The organism is Geopseudomonas aromaticivorans (assembly GCF_019097855.1).
Lineage (GTDB): Bacteria > Pseudomonadota > Gammaproteobacteria > Pseudomonadales > Pseudomonadaceae > Geopseudomonas > Geopseudomonas aromaticivorans.
The window spans coordinates 16,836-33,088 of sequence record NZ_JAHRGL010000071.1 but is presented as its reverse complement, the minus strand read 5'-3'; the positions used below and the strand labels follow the sequence as shown (position 1 = coordinate 33,088).

Here is a 16,253-nt window from a genome sequence, read left to right as displayed (position 1 = left end):
CACCTATTTTCTAGCTCTTACTTCGAGTAGAGCTCGACAATCAGGTTTTCGTTGATGTCAGCGGACAGATCGCTGCGAGCCGGCACGCTCTTGAACACGCCGGACTTCTTCTCGGCATCAACTTCCACCCACTCAACGCGGCCACGCTGGGCGCACAGCTCGAGAGCCTGAGCGATACGCAGCTGGTTCTTGGCCTTCTCGCGGATAGCGACTACGTCGCCAGCCTTGACTTGGTAAGACGGGATGTTGACGGTCTGACCGTTGACGGTGATGGCCTTGTGCGAAACCAGCTGACGGGATTCGGCGCGGGTGGCACCGTAGCCCATGCGGTATACGACGTTGTCCAGGCGGCACTCGAGCAGCTGCAGCAGGTTCTCGCCGGTCGAACCCTTGCGACGGGTTGCTTCCTTGTAGTAACCGCTGAACTGACGCTCCAGCACACCGTAGATGCGGCGAACTTTCTGCTTTTCACGCAGCTGGGTGCCATACTCGGACAGGCGACCACGACGCTGGCCGTGGATACCAGGGGCCGCTTCGATGTTGCACTTCGACTCGAGGGCGCGAGCGCCGCTCTTGAGGAAAAGGTCAGTGCCTTCGCGACGGGACAGTTTGCATTTGGGACCAATGTAACGAGCCATTCTTCACTGTCTCCTATTACACGCGACGCTTCTTCGGCGGACGGCACCCGTTGTGCGGGATCGGCGTCACGTCGGTGATGCTGGCAATCTTGTAACCGCAGGCGTTCAGAGCACGCACAGCGGATTCACGGCCCGGACCGGGACCCTTGACGTTGACGTCGAGGTTCTTCAGACCGTACTCCAGAGCGGCCTGACCGGCACGCTCGGCTGCAACCTGGGCAGCGAACGGAGTGCTCTTACGCGAGCCGCGGAAACCGGAACCACCCGAGGTCGCCCAGGACAGAGCATTGCCCTGACGGTCGGTGATGGTCACGATGGTGTTGTTGAAAGACGCGTGGATATGGGCGATGCCATCAACCACTGTCTTTTTGACTTTCTTACGAGGACGAGCAGCAGGTTTTGCCATGACTATATTCCTGTCGATTCGCGGATGCGATTACTTGCGGATCGGCTTGCGCGGACCCTTGCGAGTACGGGCGTTGGTCTTGGTGCGCTGACCATGAACCGGCAGACCGCGACGATGACGCAGGCCGCGGTAGCAACCGAGGTCCATCAGGCGCTTGATGTTCATGTTGATTTCGCGGCGCAGGTCACCTTCGGTGGTGAGCTTGGCGACTTCGCCACGCAGCTGCTCGATCTGCTCGTCAGAGAGATCTTTGATCTTCGCCGCCGGGTTGACCCCGGTGGCCGCACAGATGCTCTGCGCGGTAGTGCGACCGACACCATAGATGTAGGTCAGCGAGATAACAGTGTGTTTGTTATCCGGAATGTTGACGCCTGCAATACGGGCCATTCAGAAAAACTCCAATTGACAGCTATCCGCGCCCCGGAAGCCAAGAAAAGGGCGCAGATCTTAACGCTGTAATAACAAATAATCAACCCGGCAGCACACTAGCTGCCGGGTTGGTTCGCAGATCACACTCAGCCTTGGCGCTGCTTGTGGCGCGGCTCTGCGCTGCAGATCACACGAACGACGCCTTCACGGCGAACGATCTTGCAGTTGCGGCACAGCTTTTTAACCGATGCACGAACTTTCATCACCAACTCCTCGAACCTTACGGGTTGATCAGCGGAGCATGCCGCCGCCATAGCCCTTCAGGTTGGCTTTCTTCATCAGGGAATCGTACTGGTGCGAAACGAGGTGCGATTGTACTTGGGACATGAAGTCCATCACAACCACCACGACGATCAGCAACGAGGTCCCGCCAAGGTAGAATGGCACGTTGGCCGCCACCACCAGGAACTGGGGCAGCAGGCACACGGCCGTCATGTACAGAGCACCGAACATGGTCAAGCGCGTCAGCACGCCATCGATGTAGCGCGCGGATTGCTCGCCGGGACGGATACCCGGAATGAACGCACCGGACTTCTTCAGGTTTTCCGCCACATCCTTCGGGTTGAACATCAGTGCCGTATAGAAGAAGCAGAAGAAAACGATCCCCGCACTAAACAGCAAAATGTTCAACGGCTGCCCGGGAGCGATGGCCTGCGCGACGTCCTGCATCCAGCCCATGCCCTCACCCTGGCCGAACCAGGCACCCAGGGAGGCCGGGAACAGCAGGATGCTGCTGGCAAAGATCGCCGGAATCACACCGGCCATGTTCACTTTCAGCGGCAGGTGGCTGGTCTGCGCCGCGAAGACCTTGCGGCCCTGCTGACGCTTGGCATAGTGCACCGCAATGCGGCGCTGACCACGCTCGATGAACACCACGAAACCGATGATCGCTACCGCCAGCAGACCGATGGCGATCAGGGCGAAGATATTGATATCGCCCTGCCGTGCAGACTCGAAAGACTGCCCGATCGCCGAGGGCAGACCGGCCACGATGCCGGCAAAGATCAGCATCGAAATGCCGTTGCCGATACCGCGCTCGGTGATCTGCTCACCCAGCCACATCATGAACAGGGCACCCGCCACGAAGGTGGTGACCGCCACGAAGTGGAAGCCGAAATCGGCGCTGAAGGCTACACCCTGACCGGCCAGACCAACGGACATGCCGATGGCCTGGACCAACGCCAGGGCAACAGTGCCGTAGCGGGTGTACTGGCTAATCTTGCGACGGCCAGCCTCACCTTCCTTCTTCAACTGCTCCAGCTGCGGGCTGACCACGCTCATGAGCTGCATGATGATCGACGCCGAGATGTACGGCATGATCCCCAATGCAAAGATGCTCATGCGCTCCAGCGCACCACCGGAAAACATGTTGAACAGGCTAAGAATGGTCCCCTCGTTCTGCTTGAACAGCTGCGCCAGCCGGTCAGGATTGATCCCGGGCACCGGGATGTGCGCGCCGATTCGATAGACGATGATCGCCATGAACAGGAAACGCAAACGAGCCCAGAGCTCGGACAGCCCGCCATTGCTGAGCGCGGAGAGAGCACCTTGCTTAGCCATTTAGTCCTCGATTTTGCCGCCAGCTGCTTCGATAGCCGCACGTGCACCCTTGGTGACGGCGATACCTTTCAGGGTGACCGCACGACCAACTTCGCCGGACAGCATGACTTTCACGCGCTGTACGTGCTGGTTGATCAGATTGGCGTCCTTCAGAGCCTGCACAGTAACGACATCGCCTTCCACCTTGGCCAGCTCGGAGGTGCGCACTTCTGCACGATCCATGGCTTTCAGGGAGGTGAAGCCGAACTTCGGCAGACGGCGGTGCAGCGGCTGCTGGCCACCCTCGAAGCCGGGGGCAATCTTGCCGCCGGAGCGAGAGGTTTGACCCTTGTGGCCACGGCCACCGGTCTTGCCCAGACCGCTACCGATACCACGGCCCGGACGCAGCTTTTCGCGACGGGCACCCGGCGCGGAACGCAGATCGTTCAGTTGCATGGATTAACCCTCCACACGCAGCAGGTAGTAGGCCTTGTTGATCATCCCGCGATTTTCGGGAGTATCAATGACTTCTACGGTGTGGTTGATGCGACGCAGGCCGAGACCCTTGACGCACGCCTTGTGATTGGCCAGACGACCGATCACACTCTTGATCAGAGTGACTTTGATCTTGGCATTCGACATGATCAGAGAATCTCCTCGACACGCTTGCCACGCTTGGCCGCCACGGAGTCCGGAGACTGCATGTTCTTCAGACCCTTGAAGGTGGCATGAACCACGTTCACTGGGTTGGTCGAACCGTAGCATTTGGCCAGAACGTTCTGCACACCAGCCACTTCCAGGACGGCACGCATGGCGCCGCCGGCGATGACGCCGGTACCTTCCGAAGCCGGCTGCATGTACACCTTGGAGGCGCCATGGGCAGACTTGATCTGGTACTGCAGGGTGCTGCCGTTCAGATCGACCTGGATCATGTTGCGGCGTGCAGCTTCCATCGCTTTCTGGATGGCAGCAGGCACTTCGCGGGATTTGCCGCGACCGAAACCGACACGACCCTTGCCGTCACCAACCACGGTCAGGGCTGTGAAGGTGAAGATACGACCACCCTTCACGGTCTTGGCAACGCGGTTAACCTGGATCAGCTTCTCGATGTAGCCTTCGTCGCGCTTCTGCTCGTTATTAGCCATAACTTAGAACTCCAGCCCGCCTTCACGAGCAGCATCGGCCAGTGCCTTGACACGGCCGTGGTACTTGAAGCCAGAACGGTCAAATGCCACCTGGGTGACACCAGCGGCTTTCGCGCGCTCGGCGACCAGCAGGCCAACCTTCTTGGCAGCTTCGACGTTGCCGGTGGCAGCGCCACGCAGCTCTGCGTCCAGAGTCGAGGCGCTGGCCAGGACCTTGGCGCCGTCGGCCGAGATGACCTGGGCGTACATGTGCTGGGAAGAGCGGTACACGCAAAGGCGTACTGCTACCAGCTCGCGCATCTTCAGGCGTGCCTGGCGAGCGCGACGCAGACGGATAACTTTCTTGTCGCTCATTTGCTATGCCCTACTTCTTCTTGGCTTCTTTACGACGGACTACTTCGTCGGCGTAACGCACACCCTTGCCTTTGTAAGGCTCCGGACGACGGAAGTCACGAATTTCGGCAGCCACCTGACCAACCACTTGCTTGTCGATACCCTTGATCAGGATATCGGTCTGGCTCGGGGTTTCCGCAGTGACGCCTTCCGGCAGTTCGTACTCGACCGGATGCGAGAAGCCGAGGGCCAGCGACAGGATCTGACCTTTAGCTTGGGCACGGTAGCCGACGCCGACCAGCTGCAGCTTGCGCTGGAAGCCTTCGCTGACACCCACAACCATGTTGTTTACCAGGGCGCGGGTGGTACCGGCCATGGCACGATTCTGCTGATCACCGTGGCGCGCAGCAAAGCGCAGCTCACCGGCTTCATGAATCACTTCAACCGAAGGATGCACCTTCAGCTCCAGAGCGCCCTTGGCACCCTTCACCGAAAGCTGCTGACCGGCCAACTGAACTTCGACACCGGCAGGCAGCTTGACGGGGTTCTTAGCAACGCGAGACATGCTGATCCCCCCTTAGAATACGGTGCAGAGCACTTCGCCACCGACACCGGCAGCGCGAGCAGCACGATCCGTCATCACACCCTTGTTGGTGGAGACGATGGAAACGCCGAGACCGCCGCGAACTTTCGGCAGCTGCTCGACAGCCTTGTACTGGCGCAGGCCGGGACGGCTCACACGCTTGAGCTCTTCGATGACAGGCTTGCCTTCGAAATACTTGAGCTCGATGGACAGCTGCTGCTTGATGTCGCCGCTGACCTGGAAATCCGCAATGTAGCCTTCGTCCTTGAGGACCTTGGCAACTGCTGCCTTCAGCTTGGAAGACGGCATGCTTACCGCGGTCTTCTCAGCCATCTGGGCATTACGGATACGAGTTAGCATGTCCGCTAACGGGTCCTGCATACTCATGGGCTTGATGCTCCTGAAACAAAAAAAAGCCTTTCGGCCATATTTGCCCGCCACCTGGAAAGACCAGGCTCAGGCGAGCCAGACATTCTAGAGACTGATCAAAAACGAATCAAGCCCCATGCGGGGCTTGATTCGTTCGACGCGGCTCCCGGACTGCTCCGGGAGCAACGTTTTACCAGCTGGCCTTGACCAGACCCGGTACATCACCACGCATGGCGGCTTCACGAAGCTTGTTACGGCTCAGGCCGAACTTGCGGTAGTAGCCGTGCGGACGACCGGTGATGCGGCAGCGGTTGCGCAGACGGCTGGCCGACGCGTCGCGCGGCTGCTTCTGCAGGGCTACCAGGGCTTCCCAGCGCTGCTCCGGAGTGGAGTTCGGGCTGGCAATGGCAGCTTTCAGCTCGGCACGCTTTTTGGCGTACTTCGCTACCGTTTGCTGACGCTTCAGCTCACGGTTTTTCATGCTCGTTTTGGCCATGTTCCTACTCCAATCAGTTGCGGAACGGGAATTTGAAGGCGCGCAGCAGCGCACGGCCTTCATCATCGGTACGGGCGGTGGTGGTCAGGGTGATGTCCATGCCACGCAGCGCATCGATCTTGTCGTAATCGATTTCCGGGAAGATGATCTGCTCTTTCACGCCCATGCTGTAGTTGCCACGACCGTCGAAGGACTTGGCATTCAGGCCGCGGAAGTCACGCACGCGCGGCAGGGAGATGGTGATCAGACGATCCAGGAACTCGTACATGCGCTCGCCACGCAGAGTCACCTTGACACCGATCGGCCAGCCTTCGCGGACCTTGAAGCCGGCGATGGACTTGCGAGCCATGGTGACCACCGGCTTTTGGCCGGAGATCTTTTCCATGTCGGCAACTGCATGTTCGATGACTTTCTTGTCACCGACCGCTTCGCCGAGACCCATGTTCAGGGTGATTTTGGTAATGCGCGGAATCTCCATCACGTTTGCAAGCTGCAGTTCTTCCTTCAGCTTGGGAGCGAGTTCGTTCCGGTAAATCTCTTTCAATCGTGCCATGGTGTTTTACCTATGATTCTCAAGCGCCAACCGGCTTCTGGGTGGACTTGAAGACACGAATTTTCTTGCCGTCTTCGACCTTGAAGCCAACGCGATCAGCCTTGTTGGTTTCAGCGTTGAAGATCGCAACGTTGGAAACGTGCAGCGGCGCCTCTTTCTCGACGATACCGCCTTGAACGCCCGACATCGGATTCGGCTTGGTGTGGCGCTTGACCAGGTTGATCCCGCCGACGACCAGACGGTCTTCAGCGAGCACCTTCAGCACCTTGCCACGCTTGCCCTTGTCCTTGCCGGCGATGACGATGACTTCGTCGTCACGACGAATCTTTTGCATGACGGCTACTCCTTAGAGTACTTCGGGGGCCAGGGAGACGATCTTCATGAACTTCTCGGTACGAAGTTCGCGAGTCACCGGGCCAAAGATACGGGTGCCGATGGGCTCCTGCTTGTTGTTCAGCAGGACCGCAGCATTGCCATCGAAGCGGATGATGGAACCATCCGGACGGCGCACGCCGTGACGGGTGCGGACTACGACCGCGCTCATCACTTGGCCTTTTTTCACCTTGCCGCGCGGAATTGCTTCCTTCACGGTCACCTTGATGATGTCGCCAATACCGGCGTAACGACGGTGCGAGCCACCAAGGACCTTGATGCACATGACGCGACGGGCACCGCTGTTGTCAGCGACGTCGAGCATGGATTGAGTCTGAATCATATCTTTCTCCGACCCTTAGTCCTTAGACTTCCACGGCACGTTCGACGACTTCGACCAGGGTCCAGGCCTTGGTTTTGGCCAGCGGACGAGTCTCGCGAATGGTGACCAGGTCACCCAGGCGGCACTGGTTGGTTTCGTCGTGGGCGTGCAGCTTGGTCGAGCGCTTCACGTATTTACCGTAGATCGGGTGCTTGACGCGACGCTCGATCAGGACGGTGATGGTCTTGTCCATTTTGTCGCTGACGACTTTGCCAGTCAGCGTACGGACGGTCTTCTGAGCTTCAGCCATGATTACTTACCTGCCTGCTGGTTGAGCACAGTTTTCACGCGAGCGATGTCGCGCTTCACTTGCGAGAGCAGGTGAGACTGCCCCAACTGGCCAGTTGCTTTCTGCATGCGCAGATTGAACTGGTCGCGCAGCAGGCCGAGCAATTGCTCGTTCAGCTGCTCCGCGGATTTTTCACGAAGTTCATTCGCTTTCATCACATCACCGTCCGCTTAACAAAGGTGGTCTCGAGCGGCAGCTTTGCAGCCGCCAGGGCGAAAGCCTCGCGAGCCATCTCTTCGGATACACCCTCGATCTCGTACAGGACCTTGCCCGGCTGGATCAAGCATACCCAGTACTCGACAGAACCCTTACCTTTACCCATACGAACTTCCAGGGGCTTCTTGGTGACAGGCTTGTCGGGGAACACGCGAATCCAGATCTTGCCGCCACGCTTGACGTGACGGGTCAGGGCGCGACGCGCAGACTCGATCTGACGAGCAGTGAGGCGACCACGACTAACAGACTTCAGCGCGAACTCGCCGAAGCTGACTTTGCTACCGCGCTGAGCCAGACCACGGTTGTGGCCGGTCATCTGCTTGCGGAATTTTGTACGCTTGGGTTGCAGCATGTTGCGTACTCCTCTTACTTAGCAGCTTTTTTGCGAGGCGCAGGCGCTTGCGGCTTGAGCTCTTCGTGCTGGCCACCGATGACCTCGCCCTTGAAGATCCAAACCTTCACACCGATCACACCGTAGGTGGTGTGCGCTTCGTAGGTGGCGTAGTCGATATCGGCACGCAGGGTGTGCAGCGGCACACGACCTTCGCGATACCATTCGGTACGGGCGATTTCCGCGCCGCCCAGACGACCACTCACCTGGATCTTGATGCCCTTGGCACCAATACGCATGGCGTTCTGTACCGCGCGTTTCATCGCACGACGGAACATGACGCGGCGCTCCAGCTGCTGAGCTACGCTTTGCGCAACCAGCATACCGTCGAGCTCCGGCTTGCGGATCTCTTCGATGTTGATGTGCACCGGCACACCCATTTGCTTGGTCAGTTCCTGACGCAGCTTCTCAACGTCCTCACCTTTCTTGCCGATCACGATGCCGGGACGAGCGGTGTGGATGGTGATGCGTGCAGTCTGAGCCGGACGAGCGATCTCGATACGGCTCACGGACGCGCTTTTTAATTTGTCTTGGAGGTACTCACGAACCTGCAGATCGGCAAACAGATAATCGGCGTAAGTGCGCTTATCTGCGTACCAGACGGAGGTGTGCTCCTTGACGATGCCCAGGCGAATGCCAGTGGGATGTACTTTCTGACCCATCTGATCGACTCCGTTACTTGTCCGCAACCTTGACAGTGATATGGCAAGACCGCTTGACGATGCGATCAGCACGGCCTTTGGCTCGCGGCATGATGCGCTTCAGCGAACGCCCTTCGTTGACGAAAACGGTGGAAACCTTCAGGTCATCCACGTCTGCGCCTTCGTTGTGCTCGGCGTTGGCCACGGCCGACTCAAGCACTTTCTTGATGATGGCGCCGGCTTTCTTGTTGCTGAAAGCCAGCAGATTGAGCGCCTCACCAACCTTCTTGCCACGGATCTGGTCAGCGACCAGGCGGGCTTTTTGGGCGGAGATGCGAGCGCCCGACAACTTAGCGGCTACTTCCATTTCCTACCCCTTAACGCTTGGCTTTCTTGTCTGCTGCATGCCCGCGATAGGTGCGGGTAGCGGCGAACTCGCCCAGTTTGTGGCCGACCATGTCTTCGTTCACCAGAACGGGGACATGTTGACGACCGTTATGCACGGCGATGGTCAGACCGACCATCTGCGGCAGAATCATCGAACGACGCGACCAGGTCTTGATCGGCTTACGGTCGTTCTTTTCTACCGCCACTTCGATCTTCTTGATCAGATGAAGATCGATGAACGGACCTTTTTTCAGAGAACGCGGCACTGTCGTATCCCTCTACGTTACTTGCGGCGACGGACAATCATGTTGTCGGTGCGCTTGTTGGAACGGGTCTTCGCGCCCTTGGTCGGGAAGCCCCACGGCGACACCGGATGACGGCCACCAGAGGTACGACCTTCACCACCACCATGCGGGTGGTCAACCGGGTTCATGGCAGAACCACGAACGGTCGGACGGATGCCCTTCCAGCGCTTGGCGCCGGCCTTACCCAGCGAACGCAGGCTGTGCTCGGAGTTCGAGACTTCGCCCATGGTCGCGCGGCACTCGGCCAGGACCTTGCGCATCTCGCCGGAACGCAGACGCAGGGTTACATAGGCACCTTCACGAGCGACCAGCTGTACCGAAGCACCAGCGGAACGCGCGATCTGAGCACCCTTGCCCGGCTTCAGCTCGATACCGTGAACGGTGGAACCGACCGGAATGTTGCGCAGCGGCATGGAGTTGCCGGCCTTGATCGGCGCATGGGCGCCGGAGACCAGCTGATCGCCAGCACTCACGCCCTTCGGCGCGATGATGTAGCGACGCTCGCCGTCTGCATACTTCAGCAGAGCGATGTGGGCAGTACGGTTCGGATCGTATTCGATACGCTCGACAGTGGCAGGAATGCCATCTTTGTCGTTGCGACGGAAGTCGACCAGACGATAGTGCTGCTTGTGACCACCACCGATGTGGCGAGTGGTGATGCGACCGTTGTTGTTACGACCACCGGTCTTGCTCTTCTTCTCAACCAGCGGAGCGTACGGAGCGCCCTTGTGCAGGTCGGAATTGACCACCTTGACCACGAAACGACGGCCAGCGGAAGTCGGCTTGCATTTAACGATTGCCATGATGCACTCCTACCTTACTCAGCGCCGCTGGCGAAATCGAGATCCTGGCCCGGCTGGAGGGCGATGTACGCCTTTTTCCAGTCGTTGCGCTTGCCGAAACCACGGGCAGTGCGCTTGGTCTTGCCCTTGACGTTCAGGGTGCTTACGCGCTCCACCTTAACGTTGAACAGGGTTTCGACGGCCTTCTTGATTTCCAGCTTGGTTGCATCAGTGGCAACCTTGAAAACGAACTGGCTCTTGCCATCGGCAAGGGTGGTGGCCTTCTCGGAGACGTGCGGGCCAACCAGCACTTTAAATACGCGTTCCTGGTTCATCCCAGCAGCTCCTCGAATTTCTTCACGGCGGACACGGTGACCAGCACCTTGTCGTAGGCGATCAGGCTGACCGGGTCGGAACCCTGAACGTCGCGCACGTCGACGAACGGCAGGTTGCGAGCTGCCAGGTACAGATTCTCGTCTACCGCGTCGGTCACGATCAGCACATCGCTCAGACCCAGACCGGCCAGCTTGCCAACCAGGCTCTTGGTCTTCGGCGCGTCGACGGCAAAATCTTCGACCACAACCAGACGGTCCTGACGCACCAGCTCGCTCAGGATCGAGCGCATGGCAGCGCGGTACATCTTCTTGTTGAGCTTTTGCGAGTGATCTTGCGGCTTGGCGGCGAAGGTCACGCCACCCGAGCGCCAGATGGGGCTGCGAGTGGTGCCGGCACGGGCGCGGCCCGAACCCTTCTGACGCCACGGCTTCTTGCCGCCACCACGGACCTCGGAACGGGTCTTCTGGGCGCGAGTGCCCTGACGACCACCAGCCATGTAGGCAACGACAGCCTGGTGCACCAGGGTCTCGTTGAAATCATCACCAAAGGTACGCTCGGAGACTTCGATCGCCTGCGCACCGTTTACATTCAGTTGCATCTCTCGAATCTCCCTTAAGCCTTGGCAGCCGGACGCACGATCACGTCACCGCCAGTGGCACCCGGGACAGCGCCCTTGACCAACAGCAGGTTGCGTTCGGCATCGACACGGACAACTTCCAGGGACTGCACGGTCACGCGCTCGGCACCCATATGACCGGACATCTTCTTGCCCTTGAACACTCGACCAGGAGTCTGGCACTGGCCGATGGAACCCGGAGCACGGTGAGATACGGAGTTGCCGTGAGTGTTGTCCTGACCGCGGAAGTTCCAGCGCTTGATGGTACCGGCATAGCCTTTACCCTTGGACTGACCGGTCACATCGACCATCTGCCCAGCCTGGAACTGCTCAACGGTGAGCTGATCGCCAGCCTGGAACTCTTCGCCAGCGAGGCGGAATTCCATGACAGTGCGACCGGCAGCAACGCTGGCCTTGGCAAAGTGACCGGCTTGCGCCTTGGTCACACGGGAGGCGCGACGCTCGCCAACAGTTACCTGTATGGCGCGATAGCCATCGCTCTCTTCATTCTTGAACTGGGTGACGCGATTCGGCTCGACTTCGATGACCGTAACCGGAATAGAGACACCATCTTCGGTGAAAATGCGGGTCATGCCGCACTTGCGACCGACTACACCAATAGTCATGTCTTGTACCTCTTGAGTGTACGGGGCTTTCACCCGCTATGGCCGCCCATTTCAGAGCGTTACACGACCGAAATCCTGGATTGGATTTCAGCCGAGGCTGATTTGCACTTCGACACCGGCAGCAAGGTCGAGCTTCATCAGCGCGTCGACGGTCTTGTCGGTCGGCTGAACGATGTCGAGCACACGCTTGTGAGTACGAATTTCGTACTGATCACGCGCATCCTTGTTGACGTGCGGAGAAACCAGCACGGTGAACCGCTCCTTGCGGGTCGGCAGAGGAATCGGACCACGGACCTGAGCACCAGTACGTTTCGCGGTTTCCACGATTTCCTGGGTAGATTGATCGATCAGGCGGTGATCAAAAGCCTTCAACCGAATACGGATTTGTTGATTTTGCATTTGACCTCAGACTCCAAGCTATTCCCACCAGACGGAATACGCCCGGTAAAAGGAGGCGCAATTGTACGGACGCCCCCCAAGGGTGTCAACCAATGGGCAGAAACGAGAAAGCCCCCGCTAGGCGGGGGCTCCTCTGCTACCGAACTTCGATTATTCGAAGATCTTGGCAACCACGCCGGCGCCGACGGTACGACCGCCTTCGCGAATCGCGAAGCGCAGGCCGTCTTCCATGGCGATCGGAGCGATCAGGGTGACAACCATCTTGATGTTGTCGCCCGGCATTACCATCTCAACGCCTTCCGGCAGTTCGCAGTTGCCGGTTACGTCGGTGGTGCGGAAGTAGAACTGCGGACGGTAGCCCTTGAAGAACGGAGTGTGACGACCGCCTTCTTCCTTGGACAGCACGTACACTTCAGCTTCGAACTTGGTGTGCGGCTTGATGGTGCCCGGCTTAGCCAGAACCTGGCCACGCTCGACGTCTTCACGCTTGATGCCGCGCAGCAGTACGCCGACGTTCTCGCCAGCACGACCTTCGTCGAGCAGCTTGCGGAACATCTCAACGCCGGTGCAGGTGGTCTTGGTGGTCGCGCGGATGCCGACGATTTCCACTTCTTCCTGGACCTTGACCACGCCGCGCTCGACGCGACCGGTTACCACGGTGCCGCGACCGGAGATCGAGAACACGTCTTCGATCGGCATCAGGAACGGCTTATCGATGGCACGCTCCGGCTCCGGAATGTAGGTGTCCAAGGTCTCAACCAGCTTGCGCACGGCAGAGGTGCCCAGCTCGTTGTCGTCCTGGCCGTTCAGAGCCATCAGCGCGGAACCGATGATGATCGGAGTGTCGTCGCCCGGGAAGTCGTAGGTGCTCAGCAGGTCGCGAACTTCCATCTCGACCAGTTCCAGCAGTTCGGCATCGTCTACCACGTCGGCCTTGTTCAGGAACACGACGATGTAGGGAACGCCTACCTGGCGGGACAACAGGATGTGCTCGCGGGTCTGCGGCATCGGACCATCGGCAGCCGAGCAAACCAGGATCGCGCCGTCCATCTGGGCAGCACCGGTGATCATGTTCTTCACATAGTCAGCGTGACCCGGGCAGTCAACGTGAGCGTAGTGACGAATGGCCGAATCGTACTCAACGTGGGAAGTGTTGATGGTGATACCGCGAGCCTTCTCTTCCGGAGCGTTGTCGATCTGGGAGAAGTCACGAGCGGAGCCGCCCCAAGTCTCGGCGCAGACCTTGGTCAGCGCAGCGGTCAGGGTGGTCTTGCCATGGTCAACGTGACCGATGGTGCCCACGTTCAGGTGCGGTTTGTTACGTTCAAATTTTTCTTTAGCCACGACAGTGAACCTCTTGCTAAAAGGACTGAATCAACCTTGTTTCTTGACGATAGCTTCGGCGATGTTGGCCGGAGCTTCCGAGTACTTCGAGAACTCCATGGAGTAGCTCGCACGACCCTGGGACATCGAACGCACGTCGGTAGCGTAACCGAACATCTCGCCCAGCGGCACTTCGGCGCGGATCACCTTGCCGGACACGGTGTCTTCCATGCCCTGGATCAGGCCGCGACGACGGTTCAGGTCGCCCATCACGTCGCCCATGTAGTCTTCCGGAGTCACCACCTCAACCTTCATGATCGGCTCAAGCAGGACTGCACCACCCTTCTGGGCCAGCTGCTTGGTCGCCATGGAGGCTGCGATCTTGAACGCCATTTCGTTGGAGTCAACGTCATGGTAGGAACCGTCGAACACGGTTGCCTTCAGGCCGATGAGCGGATAGCCAGCGACAACGCCGTTCTTCATCTGCTCTTCGATGCCCTTCTGGATCGCCGGGATGTATTCCTTCGGAACCACACCACCCACGACTTCGTTCTTGAACTCCAGACCTTCCTGACCTTCGTCGGACGGCTCGAAGCGGATCCAGCAGTGACCGAACTGGCCACGACCGCCGGACTGACGAACGAACTTGCCTTCGATCTCGCACTTGTTGCGGATCATTTCACGGTAAGCCACCTGCGGCTTGCCGATGTTGGCCTCGACGTTGAACTCGCGCTTCATGCGGTCAACGAGGATGTCCAGGTGCAGCTCACCCATGCCGGAGATGATGGTCTGGCCGGTTTCTTCGTCGGTCTTGACGCGGAACGACGGGTCTTCCTGAGCCAGCTTGCCCAGAGCGATACCCATCTTCTCCTGGTCAGCCTTGGTCTTCGGCTCGACCGCCACGGAGATTACCGGCTCCGGGAAGTCCATGCGCTCGAGAATGATCGGCTTGTCGATGGAGCACAGGGTGTCGCCAGTGGTGACATCCTTCATGCCGATCAGGGCGGCGATGTCGCCCGCGCGGCACTCTTTGATCTCGTCACGCTGGTTGGCATGCATCTGCACCATCCGGCCGACGCGCTCCTTCTTGCCCTTCACCGAGTTCATCACCGAGTCACCCGAGCTCAGCACGCCAGAGTAGACGCGCGCAAAGGTCAGGGTGCCGACGAACGGGTCGGTGGCAATCTTGAACGCCAGAGCCGAGAACGGCTCGTCGTCGCTGGCATGGCGCTCGTCGGTGATTTCCTCGTTATCCGGGTTGACACCCTGGATAGCCGGAATCTCGGTCGGAGCCGGCAGGAAATCGATGACGGCGTCGAGTACCAGCGGAACGCCCTTGTTCTTGAACGAGGAGCCGCAGACAGCCGGAACGATTTCGCAGGCGATGGTACGCTGACGCAGGCCAGCCTTGATCTCGTCGAGGGTGAGCTCACCCTCTTCGAGATACTTGTTCATCAGCTCTTCGTTGGCCTCGGCAGCCGCCTCGACCATGTTCGAACGCCACTCTTCTGCCAGATCCAGCAGCTCCGCAGGAATCTCTTCCTCGCGGTAGGTGGTGCCCTTGTCGTCGTCGTTCCAGTAGATCGCCTTCATCTTCAGCAGGTCGATCTGACCTTCGAAGTTTTCCTCGGCACCGATCGCCAGCTGCACCGGCACCGGAGTGTGGCCCAGACGCTGCTTGATCTGGCCGACCACGCGCAGGAAGTTCGCGCCGGCACGGTCCATCTTGTTGACGTAGACGATGCGCGGTACGCCGTACTTGTTGGCCTGACGCCATACGGTTTCGGACTGCGGCTCAACGCCGGAAGTGCCGCAGAACACCACGACAGCACCGTCCAGCACACGCAGCGAACGCTCCACCTCAATGGTGAAGTCCACGTGGCCGGGGGTGTCGATGACGTTGACGCGGTAGTTGTCGTACTGACCGCGCGAGCCCTTCCAGAAGGTGGTCACGGCAGCGGAGGTGATGGTGATACCACGCTCCTGCTCCTGCACCATCCAGTCGGTGGTCGCAGCACCATCGTGCACTTCACCCATCTTGTGGCTGAGGCCGGTGTAGAACAGGATCCGCTCGGTGGTGGTGGTCTTACCGGCGTCCACGTGGGCGCAGATGCCGATATTGCGATAGCGGTTGATTGGTGTAGTACGGGCCACGGTAGGGTCCTCGCTAGATGAAAGCGCTTCTTAGAAACGGTAGTGCGAGAAGGCCTTGTTGGCTTCGGCCATGCGGTGCACGTCTTCACGCTTCTTCACAGCAGCGCCTTTGCCTTCGGCAGCATCGATCAGCTCGCCAGCGAGGCGCAGAGCCATGGACTTCTCACCGCGCTTGCGCGCGTAGTCCACCAGCCAGCGCATGGCCAGAGCGTTGCGACGGGACGGGCGAACTTCGACCGGAACCTGATAGGTAGCACCGCCGACACGACGGGACTTCACTTCGACCAGCGGAGCGATGGCGTCGAGTGCTTTCTCGAAGGTTTCCAGGGGGTCGACGTTCTTGCGCTGCTTGACGGTTTCCAGGGCACCGTAAACGATGCGCTCGGCCACGGCTTTCTTGCCGCTTTCCATCACGTGGTTCATGAATTTAGCCAGGATCTGGCTTCCGTACTTCGGATCGGCCAGGATTTCACGCTTGGCCGCTACACGACGTCTTGGCATTGATAAGCCCTCAAACGGTCTTCAGGTTAGCCCGGGACTTGC

Annotated in this window: 29 protein-coding genes; all 29 read right to left on the bottom strand. The window is 59.2% G+C overall.

Annotated features, from left to right (window positions below; genetic code table 11):
- Nucleotides 1-17 precede the first annotated feature (17 nt).
- The 29 genes from rpsD to rpsG all read right to left on the bottom strand — a co-directional run bounded on the left by rpsD (nucleotide 18) and on the right by rpsG (nucleotide 16,211).
- Nucleotides 18-638 (bottom strand): 30S ribosomal protein S4, encoded by a 621-nt coding sequence (gene rpsD / locus KRX52_RS18670; RefSeq protein WP_217683228.1) that lies wholly within the window; start codon nucleotides 636-638, stop codon nucleotides 18-20.
- Between the two features lie 16 nt (nucleotides 639-654).
- Nucleotides 655-1,044: a 30S ribosomal protein S11 gene (rpsK, locus tag KRX52_RS18665; protein WP_003093689.1), complete on the bottom strand. Its 390-nt coding sequence runs from the start codon at nucleotides 1,042-1,044 to the stop codon at nucleotides 655-657.
- Between the two features lie 30 nt (nucleotides 1,045-1,074).
- Nucleotides 1,075-1,431, bottom strand: a complete 357-nt coding sequence (rpsM, locus tag KRX52_RS18660; RefSeq protein ID WP_090213056.1) for a 30S ribosomal protein S13 — start codon at nucleotides 1,429-1,431, stop codon at nucleotides 1,075-1,077.
- A 128-nt stretch (nucleotides 1,432-1,559) separates the two neighbouring features.
- Nucleotides 1,560-1,676, bottom strand: coding sequence for a 50S ribosomal protein L36 (gene rpmJ, locus KRX52_RS18655; protein ID WP_014854209.1), 117 nt, complete (start codon nucleotides 1,674-1,676; stop codon nucleotides 1,560-1,562).
- A 28-nt stretch (nucleotides 1,677-1,704) separates the two neighbouring features.
- Nucleotides 1,705-3,033, bottom strand: coding sequence for a preprotein translocase subunit SecY (secY, locus tag KRX52_RS18650; protein WP_217683227.1), 1,329 nt, complete (start codon nucleotides 3,031-3,033; stop codon nucleotides 1,705-1,707).
- Nucleotides 3,034-3,468 carry a 50S ribosomal protein L15 gene (gene rplO, locus KRX52_RS18645; RefSeq protein ID WP_217683226.1) on the bottom strand — a complete coding sequence of 145 codons (435 nt, stop codon included), beginning with the start codon at nucleotides 3,466-3,468 and terminating at the stop codon, nucleotides 3,034-3,036. It lies immediately after the preceding gene.
- A gap of 3 nt (nucleotides 3,469-3,471) precedes the next feature.
- Complete coding sequence (gene rpmD, locus KRX52_RS18640; protein ID WP_217683225.1) at nucleotides 3,472-3,654, bottom strand: 50S ribosomal protein L30; 183 nt, start codon at nucleotides 3,652-3,654, stop codon at nucleotides 3,472-3,474.
- Between the two features lie 2 nt (nucleotides 3,655-3,656).
- Nucleotides 3,657-4,157 (bottom strand): 30S ribosomal protein S5, encoded by a 501-nt coding sequence (rpsE, locus tag KRX52_RS18635; protein ID WP_217683224.1) that lies wholly within the window; start codon nucleotides 4,155-4,157, stop codon nucleotides 3,657-3,659.
- A gap of 3 nt (nucleotides 4,158-4,160) precedes the next feature.
- A complete protein-coding gene (rplR, locus tag KRX52_RS18630; protein WP_217683223.1) occupies nucleotides 4,161-4,511 on the bottom strand; it encodes a 50S ribosomal protein L18 in 351 nt (116 codons plus the stop codon).
- A 10-nt stretch (nucleotides 4,512-4,521) separates the two neighbouring features.
- On the bottom strand, nucleotides 4,522-5,055 hold the full coding sequence (gene rplF, locus KRX52_RS18625; protein WP_217683222.1) for a 50S ribosomal protein L6: 534 nt from the start codon (nucleotides 5,053-5,055) through the stop codon (nucleotides 4,522-4,524).
- A gap of 12 nt (nucleotides 5,056-5,067) precedes the next feature.
- Nucleotides 5,068-5,460, bottom strand: coding sequence for a 30S ribosomal protein S8 (gene rpsH / locus KRX52_RS18620; RefSeq protein ID WP_217683221.1), 393 nt, complete (start codon nucleotides 5,458-5,460; stop codon nucleotides 5,068-5,070).
- Nucleotides 5,461-5,632: 172 nt separating this feature from the next.
- Nucleotides 5,633-5,938, bottom strand: coding sequence for a 30S ribosomal protein S14 (rpsN, locus tag KRX52_RS18615; RefSeq protein WP_217683220.1), 306 nt, complete (start codon nucleotides 5,936-5,938; stop codon nucleotides 5,633-5,635).
- Between the two features lie 13 nt (nucleotides 5,939-5,951).
- Nucleotides 5,952-6,491 carry a 50S ribosomal protein L5 gene (gene rplE / locus KRX52_RS18610; RefSeq protein WP_217683219.1) on the bottom strand — a complete coding sequence of 180 codons (540 nt, stop codon included), beginning with the start codon at nucleotides 6,489-6,491 and terminating at the stop codon, nucleotides 5,952-5,954.
- Between the two features lie 19 nt (nucleotides 6,492-6,510).
- A complete protein-coding gene (gene rplX, locus KRX52_RS18605) occupies nucleotides 6,511-6,825 on the bottom strand; it encodes a 50S ribosomal protein L24 (protein ID WP_217683218.1) in 315 nt (104 codons plus the stop codon).
- A 12-nt stretch (nucleotides 6,826-6,837) separates the two neighbouring features.
- Nucleotides 6,838-7,206, bottom strand: coding sequence for a 50S ribosomal protein L14 (rplN, locus tag KRX52_RS18600; protein WP_090306378.1), 369 nt, complete (start codon nucleotides 7,204-7,206; stop codon nucleotides 6,838-6,840).
- Nucleotides 7,207-7,228: 22 nt separating this feature from the next.
- Nucleotides 7,229-7,495, bottom strand: coding sequence for a 30S ribosomal protein S17 (rpsQ, locus tag KRX52_RS18595; RefSeq protein ID WP_217683217.1), 267 nt, complete (start codon nucleotides 7,493-7,495; stop codon nucleotides 7,229-7,231).
- 2 nt (nucleotides 7,496-7,497) lie between these two features.
- Nucleotides 7,498-7,689, bottom strand: coding sequence for a 50S ribosomal protein L29 (gene rpmC / locus KRX52_RS18590; RefSeq protein ID WP_031596249.1), 192 nt, complete (start codon nucleotides 7,687-7,689; stop codon nucleotides 7,498-7,500).
- A complete protein-coding gene (rplP, locus tag KRX52_RS18585; RefSeq protein ID WP_217683216.1) occupies nucleotides 7,689-8,102 on the bottom strand; it encodes a 50S ribosomal protein L16 in 414 nt (137 codons plus the stop codon). The genes rpmC and rplP overlap by 1 nt, the downstream gene beginning before the upstream one ends.
- Before the next feature lie 14 nt (nucleotides 8,103-8,116).
- Entirely contained in the window at nucleotides 8,117-8,803 is a 687-nt protein-coding gene (gene rpsC, locus KRX52_RS18580; RefSeq protein WP_217683215.1) for a 30S ribosomal protein S3, read from the bottom strand.
- 13 nt (nucleotides 8,804-8,816) lie between these two features.
- Nucleotides 8,817-9,149: a 50S ribosomal protein L22 gene (rplV, locus tag KRX52_RS18575; protein ID WP_090306366.1), complete on the bottom strand. Its 333-nt coding sequence runs from the start codon at nucleotides 9,147-9,149 to the stop codon at nucleotides 8,817-8,819.
- 10 nt (nucleotides 9,150-9,159) lie between these two features.
- Nucleotides 9,160-9,435 carry a 30S ribosomal protein S19 gene (rpsS, locus tag KRX52_RS18570; RefSeq protein ID WP_217683214.1) on the bottom strand — a complete coding sequence of 92 codons (276 nt, stop codon included), beginning with the start codon at nucleotides 9,433-9,435 and terminating at the stop codon, nucleotides 9,160-9,162.
- Nucleotides 9,436-9,452: 17 nt separating this feature from the next.
- Nucleotides 9,453-10,277 (bottom strand): 50S ribosomal protein L2, encoded by an 825-nt coding sequence (gene rplB / locus KRX52_RS18565; protein WP_217683213.1) that lies wholly within the window; start codon nucleotides 10,275-10,277, stop codon nucleotides 9,453-9,455.
- 14 nt (nucleotides 10,278-10,291) lie between these two features.
- On the bottom strand, nucleotides 10,292-10,591 hold the full coding sequence (rplW, locus tag KRX52_RS18560) for a 50S ribosomal protein L23 (RefSeq protein ID WP_217683212.1): 300 nt from the start codon (nucleotides 10,589-10,591) through the stop codon (nucleotides 10,292-10,294).
- The gene (gene rplD, locus KRX52_RS18555) at nucleotides 10,588-11,190 is read right to left on the bottom strand and encodes a 50S ribosomal protein L4 (protein WP_217683211.1); all 603 of its coding nucleotides are present in this window, start codon (nucleotides 11,188-11,190) and stop codon (nucleotides 10,588-10,590) included. The genes rplW and rplD overlap by 4 nt, the downstream gene beginning before the upstream one ends.
- Nucleotides 11,191-11,204: 14 nt before the next feature.
- Nucleotides 11,205-11,834 carry a 50S ribosomal protein L3 gene (gene rplC, locus KRX52_RS18550; RefSeq protein WP_217683210.1) on the bottom strand — a complete coding sequence of 210 codons (630 nt, stop codon included), beginning with the start codon at nucleotides 11,832-11,834 and terminating at the stop codon, nucleotides 11,205-11,207.
- An 87-nt stretch (nucleotides 11,835-11,921) separates the two neighbouring features.
- A complete protein-coding gene (gene rpsJ / locus KRX52_RS18545; RefSeq protein ID WP_003186070.1) occupies nucleotides 11,922-12,233 on the bottom strand; it encodes a 30S ribosomal protein S10 in 312 nt (103 codons plus the stop codon).
- A 150-nt stretch (nucleotides 12,234-12,383) separates the two neighbouring features.
- Nucleotides 12,384-13,577, bottom strand: coding sequence for an elongation factor Tu (gene tuf, locus KRX52_RS18540; RefSeq protein WP_217683209.1), 1,194 nt, complete (start codon nucleotides 13,575-13,577; stop codon nucleotides 12,384-12,386).
- A gap of 30 nt (nucleotides 13,578-13,607) precedes the next feature.
- The gene (gene fusA / locus KRX52_RS18535; RefSeq protein WP_217683208.1) at nucleotides 13,608-15,710 is read right to left on the bottom strand and encodes an elongation factor G; all 2,103 of its coding nucleotides are present in this window, start codon (nucleotides 15,708-15,710) and stop codon (nucleotides 13,608-13,610) included.
- A gap of 30 nt (nucleotides 15,711-15,740) precedes the next feature.
- Entirely contained in the window at nucleotides 15,741-16,211 is a 471-nt protein-coding gene (gene rpsG, locus KRX52_RS18530; RefSeq protein WP_090313836.1) for a 30S ribosomal protein S7, read from the bottom strand.
- Between the last annotated feature and the right edge of the window lie 42 nt (nucleotides 16,212-16,253).

Excerpts from the sequence above, each read along its gene's own strand:
- rpsH (WP_217683221.1), bottom strand. The coding sequence starts at position 5,460 with ATGAGTATGCAGGACCCGTTAGCGGACATGCTAACTCGTATCCGTAAT.
- rpsE (WP_217683224.1), bottom strand. The coding sequence starts at position 4,157 with ATGGCTAATAACGAGCAGAAGCGCGACGAAGGCTACATCGAGAAGCTG.
- rplE (WP_217683219.1), bottom strand. The coding sequence starts at position 6,491 with ATGGCACGATTGAAAGAGATTTACCGGAACGAACTCGCTCCCAAGCTG.
- rpsM (WP_090213056.1), bottom strand. The coding sequence starts at position 1,431 with ATGGCCCGTATTGCAGGCGTCAACATTCCGGATAACAAACACACTGTT.
- rplR (WP_217683223.1), bottom strand. The coding sequence starts at position 4,511 with ATGAGCGACAAGAAAGTTATCCGTCTGCGTCGCGCTCGCCAGGCACGC.
- rpsD (WP_217683228.1), bottom strand. The coding sequence starts at position 638 with ATGGCTCGTTACATTGGTCCCAAATGCAAACTGTCCCGTCGCGAAGGC.
- rpsC (WP_217683215.1), bottom strand. The coding sequence starts at position 8,803 with ATGGGTCAGAAAGTACATCCCACTGGCATTCGCCTGGGCATCGTCAAG.
- rpsJ (WP_003186070.1), bottom strand. The coding sequence starts at position 12,233 with ATGCAAAATCAACAAATCCGTATTCGGTTGAAGGCTTTTGATCACCGC.
- rpmC (WP_031596249.1), bottom strand. The coding sequence starts at position 7,689 with ATGAAAGCGAATGAACTTCGTGAAAAATCCGCGGAGCAGCTGAACGAG.
- rplV (WP_090306366.1), bottom strand. The coding sequence starts at position 9,149 with ATGGAAGTAGCCGCTAAGTTGTCGGGCGCTCGCATCTCCGCCCAAAAA.
- rplN (WP_090306378.1), bottom strand. The coding sequence starts at position 7,206 with ATGATTCAGACTCAATCCATGCTCGACGTCGCTGACAACAGCGGTGCC.
- rplO (WP_217683226.1), bottom strand. The coding sequence starts at position 3,468 with ATGCAACTGAACGATCTGCGTTCCGCGCCGGGTGCCCGTCGCGAAAAG.
- rplB (WP_217683213.1), bottom strand. The coding sequence starts at position 10,277 with ATGGCAATCGTTAAATGCAAGCCGACTTCCGCTGGCCGTCGTTTCGTG.
- rplP (WP_217683216.1), bottom strand. The coding sequence starts at position 8,102 with ATGCTGCAACCCAAGCGTACAAAATTCCGCAAGCAGATGACCGGCCAC.
- rpsG (WP_090313836.1), bottom strand. The coding sequence starts at position 16,211 with ATGCCAAGACGTCGTGTAGCGGCCAAGCGTGAAATCCTGGCCGATCCG.
- rpsN (WP_217683220.1), bottom strand. The coding sequence starts at position 5,938 with ATGGCCAAAACGAGCATGAAAAACCGTGAGCTGAAGCGTCAGCAAACG.
- rpmJ (WP_014854209.1), bottom strand. The coding sequence starts at position 1,676 with ATGAAAGTTCGTGCATCGGTTAAAAAGCTGTGCCGCAACTGCAAGATC.
- rplC (WP_217683210.1), bottom strand. The coding sequence starts at position 11,834 with ATGACTATTGGTGTAGTCGGTCGCAAGTGCGGCATGACCCGCATTTTC.
- rplX (WP_217683218.1), bottom strand. The coding sequence starts at position 6,825 with ATGCAAAAGATTCGTCGTGACGACGAAGTCATCGTCATCGCCGGCAAG.
- rpmD (WP_217683225.1), bottom strand. The coding sequence starts at position 3,654 with ATGTCGAATGCCAAGATCAAAGTCACTCTGATCAAGAGTGTGATCGGT.
- rplW (WP_217683212.1), bottom strand. The coding sequence starts at position 10,591 with ATGAACCAGGAACGCGTATTTAAAGTGCTGGTTGGCCCGCACGTCTCC.
- rpsQ (WP_217683217.1), bottom strand. The coding sequence starts at position 7,495 with ATGGCTGAAGCTCAGAAGACCGTCCGTACGCTGACTGGCAAAGTCGTC.
- rplF (WP_217683222.1), bottom strand. The coding sequence starts at position 5,055 with ATGTCTCGCGTTGCTAAGAACCCCGTCAAGCTGCCTGCCGGTGTCGAA.
- rplD (WP_217683211.1), bottom strand. The coding sequence starts at position 11,190 with ATGCAACTGAATGTAAACGGTGCGCAGGCGATCGAAGTCTCCGAGCGT.
- rpsK (WP_003093689.1), bottom strand. The coding sequence starts at position 1,044 with ATGGCAAAACCTGCTGCTCGTCCTCGTAAGAAAGTCAAAAAGACAGTG.
- secY (WP_217683227.1), bottom strand. The coding sequence starts at position 3,033 with ATGGCTAAGCAAGGTGCTCTCTCCGCGCTCAGCAATGGCGGGCTGTCC.